The organism is Deinococcus carri, from assembly GCF_039545055.1.
In the GTDB taxonomy this organism is placed as follows: Bacteria; Deinococcota; Deinococci; order Deinococcales; family Deinococcaceae; genus Deinococcus; species Deinococcus carri.
The window spans coordinates 382,909-398,203 of sequence record NZ_BAABRP010000001.1 but is presented as its reverse complement, the minus strand read 5'-3'; the positions used below and the strand labels follow the sequence as shown (position 1 = coordinate 398,203).

At 71.9% G+C, this 15,295-nt stretch carries 15 protein-coding genes and 1 tRNA gene; 7 read left to right on the top strand and 9 right to left on the bottom strand.

Annotated features, from left to right (window positions below; translation table 11 throughout):
- Nucleotides 1–85 precede the first annotated feature (85 nt).
- From holA to ABEA67_RS02020, 3 genes are all read right to left on the bottom strand, one after another.
- Complete coding sequence (gene holA / locus ABEA67_RS02030; RefSeq protein ID WP_345460104.1) at nt 86–988, bottom strand: DNA polymerase III subunit delta; 903 nt, start codon at nt 986–988, stop codon at nt 86–88.
- Nucleotides 979–1,848, bottom strand: a complete 870-nt coding sequence (locus ABEA67_RS02025) for a serine/threonine-protein kinase (protein ID WP_425557140.1) — start codon at nt 1,846–1,848, stop codon at nt 979–981. The genes holA and ABEA67_RS02025 overlap by 10 nt, the downstream gene beginning before the upstream one ends.
- Before the next feature lie 123 nt (nt 1,849–1,971).
- Nucleotides 1,972–2,490 carry a hypothetical protein gene (locus ABEA67_RS02020; RefSeq protein WP_345460099.1) on the bottom strand — a complete coding sequence of 173 codons (519 nt, stop codon included), beginning with the start codon at nt 2,488–2,490 and terminating at the stop codon, nt 1,972–1,974.
- A 239-nt stretch (nt 2,491–2,729) separates the two neighbouring features.
- On the opposite strand from ABEA67_RS02020, the gene ABEA67_RS02015 reads away from it, so the two are divergent.
- The 5 genes from ABEA67_RS02015 (at nt 2,730) to ABEA67_RS01995 (ending at nt 7,334) form a co-directional block, all read left to right on the top strand.
- Nucleotides 2,730–3,302 (top strand): hypothetical protein, encoded by a 573-nt coding sequence (locus tag ABEA67_RS02015; protein ID WP_345460097.1) that lies wholly within the window; start codon nt 2,730–2,732, stop codon nt 3,300–3,302.
- A gap of 60 nt (nt 3,303–3,362) precedes the next feature.
- Nucleotides 3,363–4,526, top strand: a complete 1,164-nt coding sequence (gene argJ / locus ABEA67_RS02010) for a bifunctional glutamate N-acetyltransferase/amino-acid acetyltransferase ArgJ (protein ID WP_345460095.1) — start codon at nt 3,363–3,365, stop codon at nt 4,524–4,526.
- Nucleotides 4,527–4,712: 186 nt separating this feature from the next.
- Complete coding sequence (locus ABEA67_RS02005; RefSeq protein ID WP_345460093.1) at nt 4,713–5,399, top strand: hypothetical protein; 687 nt, start codon at nt 4,713–4,715, stop codon at nt 5,397–5,399.
- A 79-nt stretch (nt 5,400–5,478) separates the two neighbouring features.
- Nucleotides 5,479–6,639: an ABC transporter permease gene (locus tag ABEA67_RS02000; RefSeq protein ID WP_345460090.1), complete on the top strand. Its 1,161-nt coding sequence runs from the start codon at nt 5,479–5,481 to the stop codon at nt 6,637–6,639.
- Complete coding sequence (locus ABEA67_RS01995; protein WP_345460087.1) at nt 6,639–7,334, top strand: ABC transporter ATP-binding protein; 696 nt, start codon at nt 6,639–6,641, stop codon at nt 7,332–7,334. Before ABEA67_RS02000 ends, ABEA67_RS01995 begins: the two co-directional genes overlap by 1 nt.
- 71 nt (nt 7,335–7,405) lie before the next feature.
- Here ABEA67_RS01995 and ABEA67_RS01990 read toward each other — a convergent pair whose 3' ends face one another.
- Together ABEA67_RS01990 and ABEA67_RS01985 are read right to left on the bottom strand one after the other, a co-directional pair.
- On the bottom strand, nt 7,406–7,855 hold the full coding sequence (locus tag ABEA67_RS01990) for a hypothetical protein (RefSeq protein WP_345460084.1): 450 nt from the start codon (nt 7,853–7,855) through the stop codon (nt 7,406–7,408).
- Nucleotides 7,856–7,932: 77 nt separating this feature from the next.
- Nucleotides 7,933–9,903, bottom strand: coding sequence for a hypothetical protein (locus ABEA67_RS01985; protein ID WP_425557139.1), 1,971 nt, complete (start codon nt 9,901–9,903; stop codon nt 7,933–7,935).
- 105 nt (nt 9,904–10,008) lie between these two features.
- Here ABEA67_RS01985 and alr point away from each other — a divergent pair, with 105 nt between their 5' ends.
- On the top strand, nt 10,009–11,067 hold the full coding sequence (gene alr, locus ABEA67_RS01980; protein ID WP_345460081.1) for an alanine racemase: 1,059 nt from the start codon (nt 10,009–10,011) through the stop codon (nt 11,065–11,067).
- 337 nt (nt 11,068–11,404) lie between these two features.
- Here alr and fni read toward each other — a convergent pair whose 3' ends face one another.
- Nucleotides 11,405–12,442 (bottom strand): type 2 isopentenyl-diphosphate Delta-isomerase, encoded by a 1,038-nt coding sequence (gene fni / locus ABEA67_RS01975; protein WP_345460078.1) that lies wholly within the window; start codon nt 12,440–12,442, stop codon nt 11,405–11,407.
- Nucleotides 12,443–12,547: 105 nt separating this feature from the next.
- Here fni and ABEA67_RS01970 point away from each other — a divergent pair.
- Nucleotides 12,548–12,624 (top strand) — tRNA-Met (locus ABEA67_RS01970).
- Nucleotides 12,625–12,761: 137 nt separating this feature from the next.
- Here ABEA67_RS01970 and ABEA67_RS01965 read toward each other — a convergent pair.
- The 3 genes from ABEA67_RS01965 to hpf all read right to left on the bottom strand — a co-directional run bounded on the left by ABEA67_RS01965 (nt 12,762) and on the right by hpf (nt 14,900).
- Nucleotides 12,762–13,136 carry a hypothetical protein gene (locus tag ABEA67_RS01965; protein WP_345460076.1) on the bottom strand — a complete coding sequence of 125 codons (375 nt, stop codon included), beginning with the start codon at nt 13,134–13,136 and terminating at the stop codon, nt 12,762–12,764.
- 17 nt (nt 13,137–13,153) lie between these two features.
- A complete protein-coding gene (locus ABEA67_RS01960; protein WP_345460073.1) occupies nt 13,154–14,224 on the bottom strand; it encodes a butyrate kinase in 1,071 nt (356 codons plus the stop codon).
- A gap of 109 nt (nt 14,225–14,333) precedes the next feature.
- A complete protein-coding gene (gene hpf, locus ABEA67_RS01955) occupies nt 14,334–14,900 on the bottom strand; it encodes a ribosome hibernation-promoting factor, HPF/YfiA family (protein ID WP_345460070.1) in 567 nt (188 codons plus the stop codon).
- Nucleotides 14,901–15,295: the final 395 nt, after the last annotated feature.

The window sequence follows — 15,295 nt, the reverse complement described above, 5'->3', positions numbered from 1 at the left end:
TTCTCGACCCCTCGACTTCTGGACTTCTCGACGCCCAGGCACCGCCTCCCCTACCCCATAGCTCCATGCTGCCAGTGGGGTTCCCTCACAGGCTCAGTTGCACGATCAGGCGCTCCAGCGTCACGGCGGGGTCGAGGCCGCGCTTCATGGCGAGGTCGGCGTCGAGGATGCGGGCGAGGTGGGCGCGAATCTTGCTCTCGCTCAGGCGGCGCGCGACCTCCAGGGCCTTTTTGGCGGGGTAGGGCTTGATGCCGAGGCGCTGGGCGGCCTGGGCCTCGGTGACGCGGCCCTCCTCCTGGGTCAGGGCCAGGCAGCGGGCGACCAGGCTGTACTGCCACACCACCGCGCCCATCAGCTTGAAGGGGTCCTCACCATTCTCCAGCAATCGGCGCAGTTGCGTGACGGCCTCGCCGGGCCGCCCGGTGGTCGCCGCCCCCAGCATGGCAAAGGAATCGCCCGGCGGCTCGCGCCCCACCACCTGCCGCACCCGCTCGGCGGTCAGGGGCGGGTCGAGCAGGGTCAGCTTGTTCAGTTCCCCGGCGATGCCGGTCAGGTCGGGGCCGAAGACCTCCGCGAGGTAGAGGGCGGCCTCCCGGTCCAGCTTCAGGCCGGTCTTTCTGGCCCGCTGCGCCACCCAGCCGGCCACGTCCCCGGTCTTCTGTGGGGCGGGCGAGGGGTGATGTTCGCCGCGTGAGTCGTACAGCTTGAGGCGCGTGGCGGGCGGCGTCTCGTCCAGCACGGCCACCGTGACCGGGGCTGAGGCGAGCAGCTCCAGCAGCGCCTTCTCGGGCTTCACGCCCGCGAGGTCCACCACCACGCCCCCGTCCCCGAACAGGCTGGGGGCCAGCAGCGGCCCCACGCTCTCGGCACTGACCTCCTCGCCCGCGAGCCGGGGCAGGTCGCGCACGTTCAGGCCACGCGCGGCGAGGGTGTCGCGCAGCGTCTCCTCGGCCAGAAAACGGTTGCCGCTGAAGGCGATCAGGGGCATGCGGCCTCCCGGTCGGGCGCGTCCGGGCCGGGGTCCAGCAGGCCCGGCACCTCCAGCCCCAGGGCACAGGCCGCGTCGGTCAGCGCCGCATACATCTCGGCGGCGGTCTGCGGGCGGTCCTGCGGGTCGCGGGACAGGGCCGCGTGCAGGAGGGGATGCAGTTCGGCGGGGCCGGGCAGGGGCGCACACTGCGGCGAGAGGCCGACCAGCCACCCCAGCGCGTCCTCGTGGGGGGGATGGCCGGCCAGGGCATCGAACAGCAGGACGCCGACCGAATAGAGGTCGCTGCGCCCGTCGCCGCGCACGCCCCGGAACTGCTCGGGGGCCATGAAGTGCGGCGTGCCCAGGCGCGTGCCGCTGTGAACGTCCTGCGGCAACGCCCGTGAATGGCTCATGCCGAAATCCACCAGTCGAACGTGCTCCCCACGCACGTCGCCCCCGGCCAGCAGCACGTTCTCCGGCTTGAGGTCATGGTGGGTGACACCCCGCTCGTGCAGGTGGGCCACCGCCCGCAGCAGGCCCGCCGCCACGTCCACCCCCTCGGCGGGAGTCAGGGGGCCAGCCTCGATCCGCTCGCGCAGGGTGATGCCGGGGACGAGCGGAAAGATCAGGCGGCCCGCCTCCCGTGCCAGCAGCGACACGACCAGCGGATGCTTCAGGCTCGCGGCAATCTGCCCCTCGTGGTCAAAGCGCAGGGCGGTCTGCGGGTCGTCGGTGAGCAGCGTCTTGATGAAGACCGGCTGGCCGCACCACTCGCCCACCTCGCTCTGGATGCCGCTGCGAACGGCCAGCACCCGCGGGTTCCCGGGAACCTGGGCATCCAGCAGAGACGGGTCAGGAACCTGGGGCACGCGGCCCATTCTACGGGGCCGGGCCGGGCGACCTGCTCCGGGGGCCACAATAGACTTTGTGCAAAAGGCAGCCCCGCGTCTTCCGGACCGGGGAGTCAGCCGGAAGGTGCGGGGCCGGGAGGGGCGCGGCGCTCAGTTCACGCGCAGGCTGTCGGCAAAGGTGCGGATCAGGGCCTCGTTGCGGCTGTAGTCCTTCACGTTCCCGGCGATGGTCACGACCAGGATGCGACCCAGCGCGCTGGTCATCAGCAGCTCGCGGCGCAGGTCGTCGCCCTGGCCGGGCGTGGTGAACACGAACTGTGCCCAGGGCGTGTTGCCGATCTGGACCAGACTGGCCTTGAGGGTCTTGATGTTGGGTACCTGGGCGCGGATCACGGCGGGAAACTGCGCCACCAGATCATTGACCTGATTCGGGGCCAGCTTGCCCTCGCGCCACTCGAAGGCGACCGTCACCTTGCGGTCCTCGGTCAGAAACACCGCGTCCGGGCGGCCCGCCGCCGAGGGGAACGCCTTGGTGATGCCGGCGTCGGTCAGCGTCAGCAGGCGCGCATTGGGTTCGAGAATCACCGGGATGGTCGGCAGCTTGACGGGCACGGCCAGGGCCGCGCCGGACAGCACCGCCGCCGCCAGGGTGAGCATCACTTTCTTCATCCCCCCCACCCTACCTGCCCGCCCCCGGCCCAGCCATGAAGGGCGGGTGAGGAGTGTGCGAGAAGAAGTCATCTGGGGGTCAGCCAGGGCCGCGGGGGCAGGTGATGCAGCCGCCCTTTTCCCTGATGCCGGGCTGATGAAGCTTTTCTAAAGTTCAGCGCGTGACTGCACCGTCGATGGCCCCCTGCCTGCTGCGCCGTACCCGCCGCATTTCCGGGCTCCTGACCCTGGGGGCTGCTATGGTCCTGCCCCCCGCGGGCCAGGCGGTGGGCATCGAGGGTCATATCCGCAACCTCGTGCCCATCGAGCGGCATCTGGGCCAGGACCGGGTCCTGGTACTGCTCACGAATCTGGCAGGGGGCCGCATCATCGGCATCGGCCGGCTGCAAGGGGCGGACTTCAGCATCGCTATTCCCGAATCGTTCCGGCCTCCGGTCACGCCTGCCCGGCTGTGCCCAGGTGTGCGCAGCGTGCCCAGCGAACCCCGCACCTACGCCGCCGACGCGCTGATGGTCTACCAGGCAGGCCGCAACACCGCCACCTTCCTGACCCAGGCGGACCATCCGACCGACCCCACCCGCCGCGCGCAGTGGCTCTACAGCGACCGCGCCGCCACCCTGCGTGGCCGCTGCACGGGCCTGAGCACCGAGTACGACCTGACCCTGCGGGCGGGCTGGAACGCCGTGATGACCGTCAGCGAGCCGGGGCGCTTTCTGGTCCGCAACGCCACGCCAGGACTGCCCTACTGGGCAGAGAGGAACGTGCTGCGGAACGTCCGCACGCTCTTCCCCGCCGTGTTCGACGGCCAGTGAGGGGAGGCCAGCGAGGACAGGCCCGAACCGCCGCCGCGCTCACCCCGCTACCATGCCCCCATGACCGAGACGGACCTGACCTTTCCCCGGGGCTTCCGCGCCGCCGCGCTGGCGGCGGGCATCAAACCCAGCGGCCGAACCGACCTGAGCTGCGTGGCGAGTGACGCGGAGTGCGCCTGGGCCTTTGCGGGAACGCGCAGCACCACGGCCGCCGCCTGCGTGACCCGCAACCGCGAGGTGTATGCGCGGGGCGGGCCGGTGCGGGCACTCGTCGTGAACGCGGGAAACGCGAACGCGGCGACCGGGGCGCAGGGGGCGCGGGACAACGCCGCCATCGCGGACGCCCTGGGCAGCGTGCTGAACGTGGACGCGGGGGCCGTCCTGACTGCCAGCACCGGCATCATCGGGCACCTGCTGCCGATGGACCGGGTGCTGGGCGGTGTGGAACACCTGCCGGACGGGCTGAGCCGGGAAGCCGCCCCCTTCGCCGCTGCCATCATGACCACCGACACGCGCCCCAAGACCGCGGAAGCGACCCTCAGCACCGGCGCGCGCATCGTGGGCACCGCCAAGGGCAGCGGCATGATTCACCCCGACATGGCGACGATGTTCGCCTTCGCCTTCAGCGACGCGGGGGTGGACCAGGCGGCGCTGCGGGCAGCCTTTCCCGGCATCGTGGCCCGGACCTTCAACGCGGTCACGGTGGACGGCGACACCAGCACCAACGACATGGCCATGGTCCTGGCGAACGGGCGGGCGGGCGAGGTGGACCTCGCGGAGTTCCTGGCCGCGCTGGAGGGCGTGATGCGCGACCTGGCCCGCCAGATTGCCGCCGACGGCGAGGGCGCGACCAAGCTGCTCACCGTGCGGGTCACGGGGGCGCGGAGTGAGGCCGAGGCGCTGGCCGCCGCGCGCACCTGCTGCGTCAGCCCGCTGCTCAAGAGCGCCGTGCACGGCAACGACCCCAACTGGGGCCGCGTCATCATGGCGGTGGGACGCAGCGGGGCCGCCGTGAACGTCGAGGGGATGAGGGTGACGGTGCAGGGCACGCCCGTCTTTGCCGGCAAGCCCCTCCCCTATGACGCCGCGCGGGTGAGCGACAGCATGAACGCGCCCGAGGTCGTCTTCGAGGTGGACCTGGGGGCCGGGGACGCGGCGGGCGAGGCCTGGGGCTGCGACCTGAGCGCCGAGTACGTGAGCATCAACGCGGACTACACGACCTGAGCGAAGTGGCCCCGTGCGGCGGCCTTGAGCGTTTCCTGAAGATGCGGCTGCGGGACAGGGGTGGGGGTACGGTGCAGGCATGACACGCGCCGCTGCCACGTCCCCGCTGCCCCCCTCGGCGCTGCCCCGCCCGCTGGACTTCTCGCTGACCTCCAACCGCTTTGCCGCGGCGGGGCCGGGGTCAGCGTGCTGGCCGCGCGGCTGTCCGGGCGGGCCTGGGGGGCGGCGCTGGGGGTGGGGGCGGCGGGCTTCCTGGCCTGGTCGACGGCGCGGGAACTCGACCCGGACCACCCCGACACCGCGAACGCCGCGCTTCCTCTCGCGGCGCTGGCGGCCCTGCTGGGGGGCGAGCCGGACCTGCGGGCCGAATTCGCGGTGCTGAGCGGCCTGCGGTTGCTGTCGGCCACGGTCGGCCCCCCGCCCAGCCCCCTCGACGTGGCGGCGCTCGCCGGACAGGCGGCCCTGGCCGCGCGGGCGGGAGAGCGGGTTGCGGCGCTGGTGCCCGGTGCGGCGCTGGCCCTGTCGGCACAGCAGGCCGACGGGGTGCAGGCCTCGTGGCCCGCGGCGGGCCTCGCGGGCGCGGCGGCCCTGCTCCCGGCGGGCCAGCGCGGTCAGGGCCGCAGTCTCCCGGCGGACCTGCTCGCCCTCGCGGCGCTGGGCCTCGTGGGCGTGCTGCTGGCCCCGGAGGAGGTGCGCAGCCGCAGCGACGACGCGAGCAGGCGTGTGTCTGCCGAGCGCGTGCGCCTTGCGCGGCTGCTGGCTGCCGGGACCCTGGGGGCCGGGCTGCTGGGGCGGCAGACGCGCTCCCTCACCTCGCTGGCCGCCGCCGCGCTCAGCGTGGGCCTGCGCCGGGTGCTGAACCGCGGGAAGTAGGGGGCTGCTCTCATCTCCCCACTGCCAACCGCAGCCTTTCCCGCCCTCTTCCCGCCCGGCGCGGCGTAGCGTGTAGCTCGTGAATGGATGGGACGTGGGGGGGCTGGCCTGGCGGGGGTTGACACGCCGGCCCGTCAGGACGCTGCTGACGGCGCTGGGCATCACGGTGGCGGTGGCGAGCATGGTCGTGTTTCTCTCGCTGGGCGAGGGGATTCGCAAGGTCTTCACGGCGGAACTGGGGGGCATCGGCCCGGACGTGCAGGTGAGCCTGAGCGGCTTCAATCAGGGCTTCGCGCCGCAGCCCAACCTGCCCGAGTCGGTGGTGGGCGACATCCGCAGGCTCGCGCCGGACCTGGACATCACCGCCGTGACCCCGGTGGTGATGTCGGTGCGCGGCAGCCTGGACGTTTCGCAGAGCGCGGTGCTGTACGGCCTCCCCGCGGCGCAGGGCGTGGGGGCCGTCTTTCCCCGGACGCGGGCGGCGGCGGGCCGCACCCTGGGCGCGGCGGACGAGGGCCAGGGCGTGGCCGTCATCGGGGCCAAGGCCGCCGCGAACCTGCACCTGGGTCTCGGCTCCACGCTGAACCTCAACCGCCGCCACCGGGTGAAGGTGGTCGGGGTGCTGGCCCCCGCCTCTGGCCTGGTGGACAACTTCATCTTTCTGCCGCTGGGCACCCTGCAACGGGCGGAGGGGGCCGAGGGCCGGGTGTCGCTGGTGGCGCTGAAGCTGGCCGACCCCAGGAACGCCAGAACAGTCGCGGAGACGCTCTCAAAGCGGCTGAACCTGGAGGCGCAGACGCAGTCGGACTTCCTGTCCTTCGTGGACCGCGCCCTGCGCATCAGCGACGCCGTGCGCTTCGGCATCAGCCTGATTGCCCTGATCGTGGGCGGGCTGGCCGTCGCCAACACGGTGATGATGGGCGTGTTCGAGCGCACCCGCGAGTTCGGCACCCTGCGGGCCATCGGGGCGCGGCCCGGCTTCGTGCGGGCGCTGGTGCTGACCGAATCGCTGCTGCTGGCGCTGGCGGGCGGGCTGGGCGGCCTGCTGCTGGGGCTGGGCGGCATCGCGGCGGTGAATGCCTACACGCAGCACCTCGCGGGCATCGACGCGGCGGCCCTCACCCCCCGCCTCACGCTGCTGGCGCTGGGCATCAGCCTGCTGCTGGGGCTGGTGTCCGGCCTGCTCCCGGCCCGCAGCGCCAGCCGCCTGAGCATCACCGAAGCCCTGGGGCGGGTCTGATGACCGGCCCGCTACCAAACGGCACCTCCTTCCTTCAGGTCGAGGACCTCTCGCGCATCTATCCCAGCGGGGAAGGCATCGTCACGGCGCTTTCTCCCTTCACCCACCGCTTTCCAGCGGGCCTGACGGCGGTGGTCGGCCCGTCGGGCAGCGGCAAGAGCACGCTGCTGAACCTGCTGGCGGGCTTCGACCGCCCGACCACCGGCCGCGTGCTGGCGGGCGACACCGACCTGCACCGGCTGTCGGAGGCGGGCCGCGCCGACTTCCGGCTGGCAAACTACGGCTTCGTGTTCCAGAACCACAACCTCGTCACGATTCTGACCGCGCTGGAAAACGTGGAGTTCCCGCTCACGCTGGCCGGGCTGCCCCGCCGGGAGCGGCGCGAACGGGCGCTGGCCCTGCTGGAGGAGGTGGGGCTGGGTGCACGGGCCTCACACCTGCCCGCCCAACTCTCGGGCGGCGAGGCGCAGCGGGTCGCCATCGCCCGCGCTCTGGCCCACAATCCGCGCGTGCTGCTGGCCGACGAGCCGACCGGCAACCTCGACTCGCACACCGGGGAGCGGGTGCTGGCCCTCCTCACCGCCCAGGCGCGTGAAGGCCGCACGGTGGTCCTGATTACCCACGACCGCGAGGTGGCGGCGCTGGCCGACCACACGCTCCGCGTCCGCGACGGCGTGGTGACGGTGGAGGAGTAAGGAAAGGCCCAGAAAGGCCGTTCAACCTTTCTGGGCCTTCCGGGCCGAATGGGGAACGCCGCTTCAGGCGCTCAGTTCCGCCCGATGTTCGCCTGGGCGTCGCGCAGCCACAGGGTGCGGCCCCGGCTGTCCTTGAGGCTCACCACGACCTGCACGCCCTCGCCGGGGCGCAGGCCACGTGCCATGCCGCTCCCGCTGCCCTGAAGGCAGGCATCGGCACCGCAGCTCTGGCGGTCGCTGCGGGTGGCGGCAGCGTTCCAGACGCCGTCTTCAGTGACCAGATACACGCCCGTCACCGTCAGCGGCGGCAGGGGCGCGCGGCTGGCCTGCACCAGCACCTTCACGTTCAGCGCGTTGCCGTCCAGGGTGGAGGTGGCTGTGGCCCGCAGGCTGCGGCCCGTGACCTGAAGGGCGGTGGGGGCGGCCAGCAGGTCCCCCGCCGTGGGCGCGGGCAGCCCGGCCAGACTGCCGCAGGCGCTCAGCAGCGCGGCGGCCAGGGGCAGGAGCCAGAACCTTCTCATCCCCCACAGAATAGTCGAAAAACCGCCGGGCGAGGGCGGCTTTTCTCACAAAGCTCAGGATTGGGTGTCGGAGTGGCTTACCAGTCGAGGTCGGGGGCTGTCACCACGCGGTCGGCGGGCTGGTCGGTCAGCAGGGTGTAGGTGAGGGTGTAGGTGCCAGGAATCACCCGCGCCAGGATGATGGTGTCGCCGTCGGCACGGGCGTTGACTCCGGCAAGGCTGGGACCCTGCACGTTCAGGGGGCCGCGCACGGCCGAGGTGCTGCCGCCCGCAGGCAGCGGGTCGAGCAGGCGCACGTTTTCCAGCGTGCTGTCCACTGTGAAGGTGAGGGTGACGGTGTAGCCCTGGGCGGCCGGTTCCACACTCTTGCCCAGCGTGGCGCGCGCGCCGCCCTGCACGGTGCGGGTCACGTTCGCGCCGCCCGGATTGCGCACGCGGGCCTGCCCGGTGGTCCGCAGGTCGATGGGGTCGAGGACGGCCTCGGCGGTGTCGCTGCGGCACACGCGCACCGGCACCTTCAGCCGCAGGGGTGTGCCGCCGCTGTACTCGCCGGGCACCTCCAGCGGGTAGTCGCTGGTCCACCCGGCCGGCAGGTTGAGCTTCAGCCGCGCGGGCAGGCGGTACGGAAAATCGGTCTTGGCGGTGGCGGTGAGCTGCGTCACGTCGCAGGCGTTCAGGATGTCGGGGGCCGTCACCAGGCTGAGTTCGGTCTGCACGCGGTACTCGATGGTGACCTTGCCCGTGCCGGCGTCGGGCACCCGGCCCGGCAGCGGCGGCGCGAAGGTGCTGCCCGGAATGGCCGAGGGCGTGACCGGGTAGTCGCCGGGGGCCAGCGGCAGCGTGCCCGGCGTGGTGAGGGTGCGGCCCGCCACCTCGAAGGGAATCCCAGTCAGCGGCAGGCGCTGGTCGCCGTAGACCGCCACCGCCTCCACCGTGAGCTGCCCCTCGGGAGGCCGCGCCACGAAGCGAATCTTGTTGAAGCCGGGCTGATAGCGGACCTCGGTGGGCGAGACGATGTTGCCGGTGCCCGTGAGGATGCTGCTGCTGACCGGCACGTACCCGCCCGGCAGCGCGGGCCGCACCACGCTGTCCCCGACCAGGGTGTAGCTCGCGCCGGGAATGGGGCGACCCTGGGGGTCCACTACGTCCACCAGCAGCTGGTTCGTCAGCTTCACGTTGCCGGGCGGGGTGAAGCCGCCCACCCGCGCGGTGATGGGCTGGTCGTTCAGCCGGAACGAGTAGCGGATGGCGTTGGAATACTGCCGGGTCGTGGGCAGCACGCGGATAAAGACCTGCCACTCCCCGACCTGCTCCGGGGTGAGGGTGAAGCGGTCGGTGGCCGACTTGCCGTTGTCGCTGGTGGTGAGGTTCACGCGCTTGCCGCCCGGCTGCACCACCCAGGTCTCGGCCTCCTGGGGGCCGTCCACGTCGTAGTTCAGGACGGCGAGCGTCTTGCCCACCCACTCGGCGGGCACATTCAGGCGGGCGGCCAGCAGGGGCGTCTGCTCGGTGTCGCGGGCGTTGACGGAAAAGTCGCTCGTCTCCAGCACGAAGGGGGCCGCCGTCCGCAGCGCGAACGAGTTCTTGCCGTCACCCCGGCTGGTCACCTTGAGGGTATAGGTGCCGGCGGGCAGCCCTCCCGCGAAGAGGCTTTCCCAGGTGTGTTCGCGGTTGGCCGAAAAGCGCCGCTCCGCGACCGTGCCCCCCGGCCCGACCAGGGTGAAGGTCGTCTCGAACGGCTCGTTCTTCTTGTACAGCTCGTCCCCGAAGTACCCCTCACCCCGCCGCCCGTCCACGTAGTCCGCGAGGTTGAAGGTGGGGCTGTAGACCTCCAGCCCCAGGGGCTTGCCGGCATCCTGCGGTGAGACGCGAATCACGTAGGTTTCCTGGGCCTGCGGCCACTTCTCCCCCACCGACACGAGGGGCAGGATGCCGCCCGTCTGCGCCAGGGCGGGCGCTCCCGCCAGGGCGGCCAGCAGCAGCGCGGCGCGGGTCAGTCCGGCGCGGGAGGGAACCGGCAGGGGGAGGAAGGCAGGTCGCGTGTTCACTGCCCGTCAGGATACACGGGCCTCCCGCGCCGCAGTTCCGCGCGTCAGGCAGGCCCACCAGACAGGCCCAGTGCCAGACCGTCTCAGCCGCTACCATGCGGGGCGATGTTGGCACGCGCGCAGGCCCTGATTTCCGAGTCCGCCCTGCGGGGCAACCTCACGGCCCTGGCCCGGCGGGCGGAGGCCAGGCTGCTGCTGCCCGTCAAGGCGAATGCCTACGGCCACGGCATGGAGGCCGTGACCCGCCTGGCGGCCCCCCACCCCGACGTGTGGGGCTTCGCGGTCGCCATGCCGCGCGAGGCCGCCGCCCTCGCCGCCCTGAACCCCGGCAAACCCATCCTGCTGCTCACGCCACCCACCCCGGAGGAGGTGCGCCCGCTGGCCGACCTGGGCGTGCGCCTGCCCGTCGCGTCGGTCGCGGAGGCGGATGCCCTGCCGCCCCACGCCCGCGCGCACCTGAAGGTGGACACCGGCATGAACCGCCTGGGGGCGCGGCCCGAGGAGGCCATAGGCATCGGCCAGCGCCTGGCCGAGCGGGGGCTGCTGGAGGGGGCCTACACCCACTTCGCCACCGCCGACGAGCCGGACCTGAGCTTTGCCCACGAGCAGTTCGCCCGCTTTCAGACGGTCCTCGCCGCCCTGCCCCCGGTGCTGGCCCACGCGGCCAACGGCGGCGGCGTCCTCAGCCTGGGTCCCCTCCCCGGCATGAGCCTGGCGCGGCCCGGCCTCGCCGCCTACGGCTTCGCGCCCTCGCATCTGCGCGGCGTGGCCCCCCTTACCCCGGTGATGACCCTTCAGGCCCGCGTGACCCACGTCCACACCGTCCACCCCGGCGAGACGGTGAGCTACGGCGGGCTGTGGCGGGCCGGGCGCGAGACGCTGGTCGCCACTGTCGGCATCGGTTACGCCGACGGCTACCCCCGCAACGCCACCGGCAGCGCCCACGTCCTGATCCAGGGCGAGCGCCGCCCGGTCCTGGGCCGCATCTGCATGGACCAGATGATGGTGGACGTGACCGGCCTGAAGGTCCGCGTAGGCGACTGGGCCGAGGTCTGGGGACCGGGCAGCCTCACCGTGACGGACGCGGCGGCCTGGGGCGGCACGATTGAATACGAGGTCCTGACCGGGCTGGGCGCGAGGGTAGAGCGGGTGGCAGTGGGGTGAGGGAGCCAGCGCTGAGCGGGAGGCAAGAACTTGCACCTTAACAAGCAAAAGCTCCCGCCCTCCCTGCTTTTTCAACTTTGGAGCCGCCACCCAAGTCCCACCCTTCAAGCAGACGGGCATGGAAGAGGAGCCGTTCGGGCCGCAAGGCCCGAGGCCGCCCGGCGGGCTGGGCCTGGCGACCAGCGGGAAACCGGGGCAAAGCCTGGCAACCCTTCCAACGCAAGGAACCCCCTTGCCCAGCGCAGCGCCGCTCCCCCCTGCCCCCCGGTGGGGGGTAGGGGGGCTGGGGGGGCGGGGGGAAGCTCGCTACAAGATGCCCTGCCCCAAAAACCCCACCTCACCCCGGAAATTCCACCCCACCCCGCGCTGCCTCCACACTCCCGAATCCCCCCACGAACAGCGCCACCCGCAACTCCCCGATAAACCGCGCCAACCACGCCTCCACCGCCCCCGCACTCTCCAGCGCCGGTTCCAGCAGGGGCCGGGCGACCGCGACGGCCTGCGCGCCCAGCGCCAGTGCACGGGCAGCCTCCAGCCCCGTGCGAATGCCCCCCGAGGCAATCAGGGGCACACCAGGCGCGGCGTGACGGGCCTCCACCAGCGCCCGCGCGGTCGGAAGGCCCACCTCACACAGGTCCGGCGCGCGAACCTCGCCGTACCGCACGAGCTGCTCCACCCGCGCCCAGCTCGTGCCCCCCGCCCCGGCCACATCCAGCGCCGCGAACCCCGCGCCCGCCACCGTCCGGATGGTCGCCGCGTCCAGCCCGTGCCCGACTTCCTTGAGGAGGACGGGGAAGGGCAGCGCCGACACCACCTCCGTCAGCCGCGCGGCCAGGCCCGACCAGCGCGTATCGCCCCCCGCCTGCATCGCCTCCTGAAGGGGGTTCACGTGGATGGCGAGGGCGTCGGCCCCCACTGCCCGCACCGCCCGCTCGGCCTCGGTGGGGCCGTAACCCAGGCCGAACTGCGCGGCCCCCAGATTCCCGACGAGCAGCACGTCGGGGGCCACGTCGCGCACCTGAAAGCTGGCGGCGGCGGCAGGATGCTCCAGCATCACCCGCTGCGAGCCGAGCATCATCCCCAGGCCCAGCCGCTGCGCGGCGGCAGCGAGGTTGCGGTTGATCAGTGCCGCGCGCTCCGCCCCGCCGGTCATCGCGCCAATCAGCACGGGGGCTTGCAGCATCCGGCCCAGGAACGGCGTGGAGAGGTCCACCGCTTCCAGGTCCAGGTCGGGCAGGGCGCGGTACGGCCAGGGCACCCGCTCCAGCCCAGTGGTGACGCGCGCGTACTGGCTCTCCGGGAGCAGGCAAGCTTCCAGATGGCGCAGCTTGCGCGCTCCCGTCTCGCTGAGGTTCGTCTCCCCGGTGCCGGTCACGCCCCAGCCTACCGCTTGCACCACTGGGCATTGACAGAATCCCGAACCCGAGCTACTATTCCTGAGCGCCGGAAGAACGCAGGTTCGCGAAAGCGCAAGAGGTAACGCAGGGTAGAGCAGTCTGGTAGCTCGTCGGGCTCATAACCCGGAGGTCGCAGGTTCAAATCCTGTCCCTGCAACCAAGTCCCCCACCGCAAGGTGGGGTTTTTTGTTGTGCTATGTGCGGCTCTGCACCCTCCCTTGGAGGCGAGAACGCAAAAGCTCTCGCCTCCCCTGTCTACACCCCACACCCGCCCGCTTCTTTTCTCCTGTGCCGCTTTCAGCGCATCCGGTCGCGTACTTCTTGCAGGGTGTCCTCGAAGGCGTCCTGAAAGTCGTCCTCCAGGTCAGTTGCGCGGATGAGTTCGTCCTGCAGGGTGGTGGACTGCTCGCGGGTCCAGCGGACGCGAGCCTGGCGGGCGCTGCTCACGTTGCCCTTGCCGGCGACGTGGCGGGCGGCATGGCGCAGCGCTTCGCGGGGGTCCTCGGTGGGGGCCACGACGCTGAGGTTGCGCAGGCCGCCGCGGTCGTTGACCAGGGAGCAGGTCACCTCGATACGCTGGCCCCGGCGGGCGAGAAACACCTGATCCACCCGCCACATGCTGGTCGCGCGGATGGGTTCGGGGGCGCTGCGCGGCGGGCGGCGGCGGGCCATGTCAGGCACTTCCCATCTCAGGCATGACCGTCCGGCGGGGGCGTCCAGTCGCGGGGCTGTTCCAGACCCAGCAGCACGCGGCCCACGCCCTCGGCCAGGGCTTCGAGTTCCAGCTCGCCCGGCACGATGATCACCGGGGCGATCCAGCTCAGGCGGCGCTCGATGCGGTCGACCACGGCGTCCCAGCGGGCCGCGCCGCCCGTGATCGCCAGCGCGTCCGGGCGTCCGGTCAGCGCCCCGCACTGCTCGCCAATCGCCTTGCACGCCTGATGCACGAAGGCGGCGACAGCGACCTGCACCTCGGGGTCCGTGACCTCGTGGCCCTCCATTTCCCGGAGGTTCGCCGTGCCAGTCAGGCCCAGGAAGCCGCTGCCCGCCGACAGCAGGCGCAGCAGCTCGGGTTGCGAATGCTCGGCCGCCAGCCGCAGCAGGGTGGTGGTGGGCAGCGGTCCGGCCTGTCTCGCCCCCAGCGGGCCGCCATCGGGGCCGGTGCCGGTGGTGTCGATGGCGCGGCCCCCGTCAAAGGCCGTGACGCTGGTGGTCGCCCCCAGGTGCGCCACCACCACGCGGGCATCCTGCAGGCGTTTGCCGACCTCGTGCGCGGCGCGGCGGGCCACCACGCGGGCATTCAGCGCGTGAAAGCGGGCCTCGCGCACCACGCCCTTCACCCCCGTCTCGCGCGCCTCGGGCAGCAGCTCGTTGACGCTCTGGGGGTCCACCACGAAGGCGGGTACCCCCCGCGCCTCCCCCACCCGCAGGGCCAGGGCACCGCCCAGCCCGTCGCGGCCCTCCTGAAGGGCATAGTGGGCCAGCTCCGGCGTGACCTGGTACGTGCCCGCCGCGACCCGGCCCAGCCAGCCCCCCCGCGCCACCACGGCGTCGGGCGAGGGCCAGTCGGCGCTGACGTGCAGAACGGCGCGGGTCAGGGTGTCCAGATCCTGCTCGCCGGGGGGGCCGTCGAGGGGCACCTCGGCACGGGTCAGGGTCACGCGCAACTGGCCGGGCAGGGCCGCGTTCTCGCTGGGTTGAATATCGGCGCAGGCGAGTTTGACGCTGCTCGATCCGGGATTGATCACGTGCGCGATCATGAACACCCCAGCCTAGCAGATGCGGCGGGATAAGCGTCCCGGCGAGTGAGAGAGCCATGAGGCGGGGGCAGGGGCACGTCCACCTCCCCCCTGCCCCCGCCTGCCTGCCTCAGCTCGGTTCGATCAGGCCGTAGTGCCCGTCACGGCGGCGGTACACCACACCGCAGCCGCCCGTGTCCATGTTCCGGAAGACGTAGAAGTCGTGGCCCAGCGCCTCCATCTGCGTGACGGCGTCCTCGGCACTCATGGGGCGCACGTCGAAGCGCTTGGTGCGGACAATCTCGGGGTGGAATTCGGTCACGTCCTCGTCCAGGCCGGCATTCACGTCCGCCTCGGCCAGGCCCGGTTCGGGCTGGGGCAGGGCCTCCTGGCGGTGGCGCATGTACCGGGTCTTGAACTTGCGAAGCTGGCGCTCCAGCACGTCCGAGGCGCGGTCGATGGCGGCGTACATGTCGGCGTGATGTTCCTCGGCGCGGATGATGCCGCTGGGCACATTGAGCTGCACCTCGACGCGGTTGCGCCGCCCGGCGTCCCGCACGTCGCGGTGGGTCAGCACCACGCGCGCGTCGGTAATCTGGTCGCTGAAGCGGTCCAGGCGCGTGAGCTTTTCCTCCACGTAATCGCGCATCGCATCGGTGACGTCCACGTTCCGGCCTGACAGCTTGTAGATATGCACGGCTTCACCTCTTTCCGTTTCTCCCGGAGGATTGCTTGCCCCGGGAGTTCACTCTAGGGTGGCCGTCAGGTAAAAGTCAGGCGAATCGGCCACAGCGAACCCTCACCGGGCGGGGTATGGTAGAGGAGTTGGGCCACTGGCCAAAAGCCGCCGCCCCACAAAAACGCCCACCCGCCGGGGTGGACGAAAAAGGTGTGATGGAAGCCCTGGTCAGCGCCGGTCGCGCACGCGGACAGGGATGGGCACCGGCTGGGGTTGGGGGGAACCTTTCAGCACCTCCCGCAGCCAGTCAACGAACTCGCGCAGGCCCTTCATGGCCCCAGTGTAGAGGGGCCGGGCCGGGGCAGATGCACCGAAGGTTACGAAGGCTTCACCGTTGGGCGGTTCCGGCCCCG

What these genes read in the sequence shown, in the direction of transcription:
- holA (WP_345460104.1), bottom strand. Translation starts at nt 988, where the DNA reads ATGCCCCTGATCGCCTTCAGCGGCAACCGTTTTCTGGCCGAGGAGACG.
- ABEA67_RS01960 (WP_345460073.1), bottom strand. Translation starts at nt 14,224, where the DNA reads ATGATCGCGCACGTGATCAATCCCGGATCGAGCAGCGTCAAACTCGCC.
- argJ (WP_345460095.1), top strand. Translation starts at nt 3,363, where the DNA reads ATGACCGAGACGGACCTGACCTTTCCCCGGGGCTTCCGCGCCGCCGCG.
- ABEA67_RS01965 (WP_345460076.1), bottom strand. Translation starts at nt 13,136, where the DNA reads ATGGCCCGCCGCCGCCCGCCGCGCAGCGCCCCCGAACCCATCCGCGCG.
- ABEA67_RS02015 (WP_345460097.1), top strand. Translation starts at nt 2,730, where the DNA reads ATGGTCCTGCCCCCCGCGGGCCAGGCGGTGGGCATCGAGGGTCATATC.
- ABEA67_RS01995 (WP_345460087.1), top strand. Translation starts at nt 6,639, where the DNA reads ATGACCGGCCCGCTACCAAACGGCACCTCCTTCCTTCAGGTCGAGGAC.
- ABEA67_RS02020 (WP_345460099.1), bottom strand. Translation starts at nt 2,490, where the DNA reads ATGAAGAAAGTGATGCTCACCCTGGCGGCGGCGGTGCTGTCCGGCGCG.
- ABEA67_RS02025 (WP_425557140.1), bottom strand. Translation starts at nt 1,848, where the DNA reads ATGGGCCGCGTGCCCCAGGTTCCTGACCCGTCTCTGCTGGATGCCCAG.
- alr (WP_345460081.1), top strand. Translation starts at nt 10,009, where the DNA reads ATGTTGGCACGCGCGCAGGCCCTGATTTCCGAGTCCGCCCTGCGGGGC.
- ABEA67_RS01990 (WP_345460084.1), bottom strand. Translation starts at nt 7,855, where the DNA reads ATGAGAAGGTTCTGGCTCCTGCCCCTGGCCGCCGCGCTGCTGAGCGCC.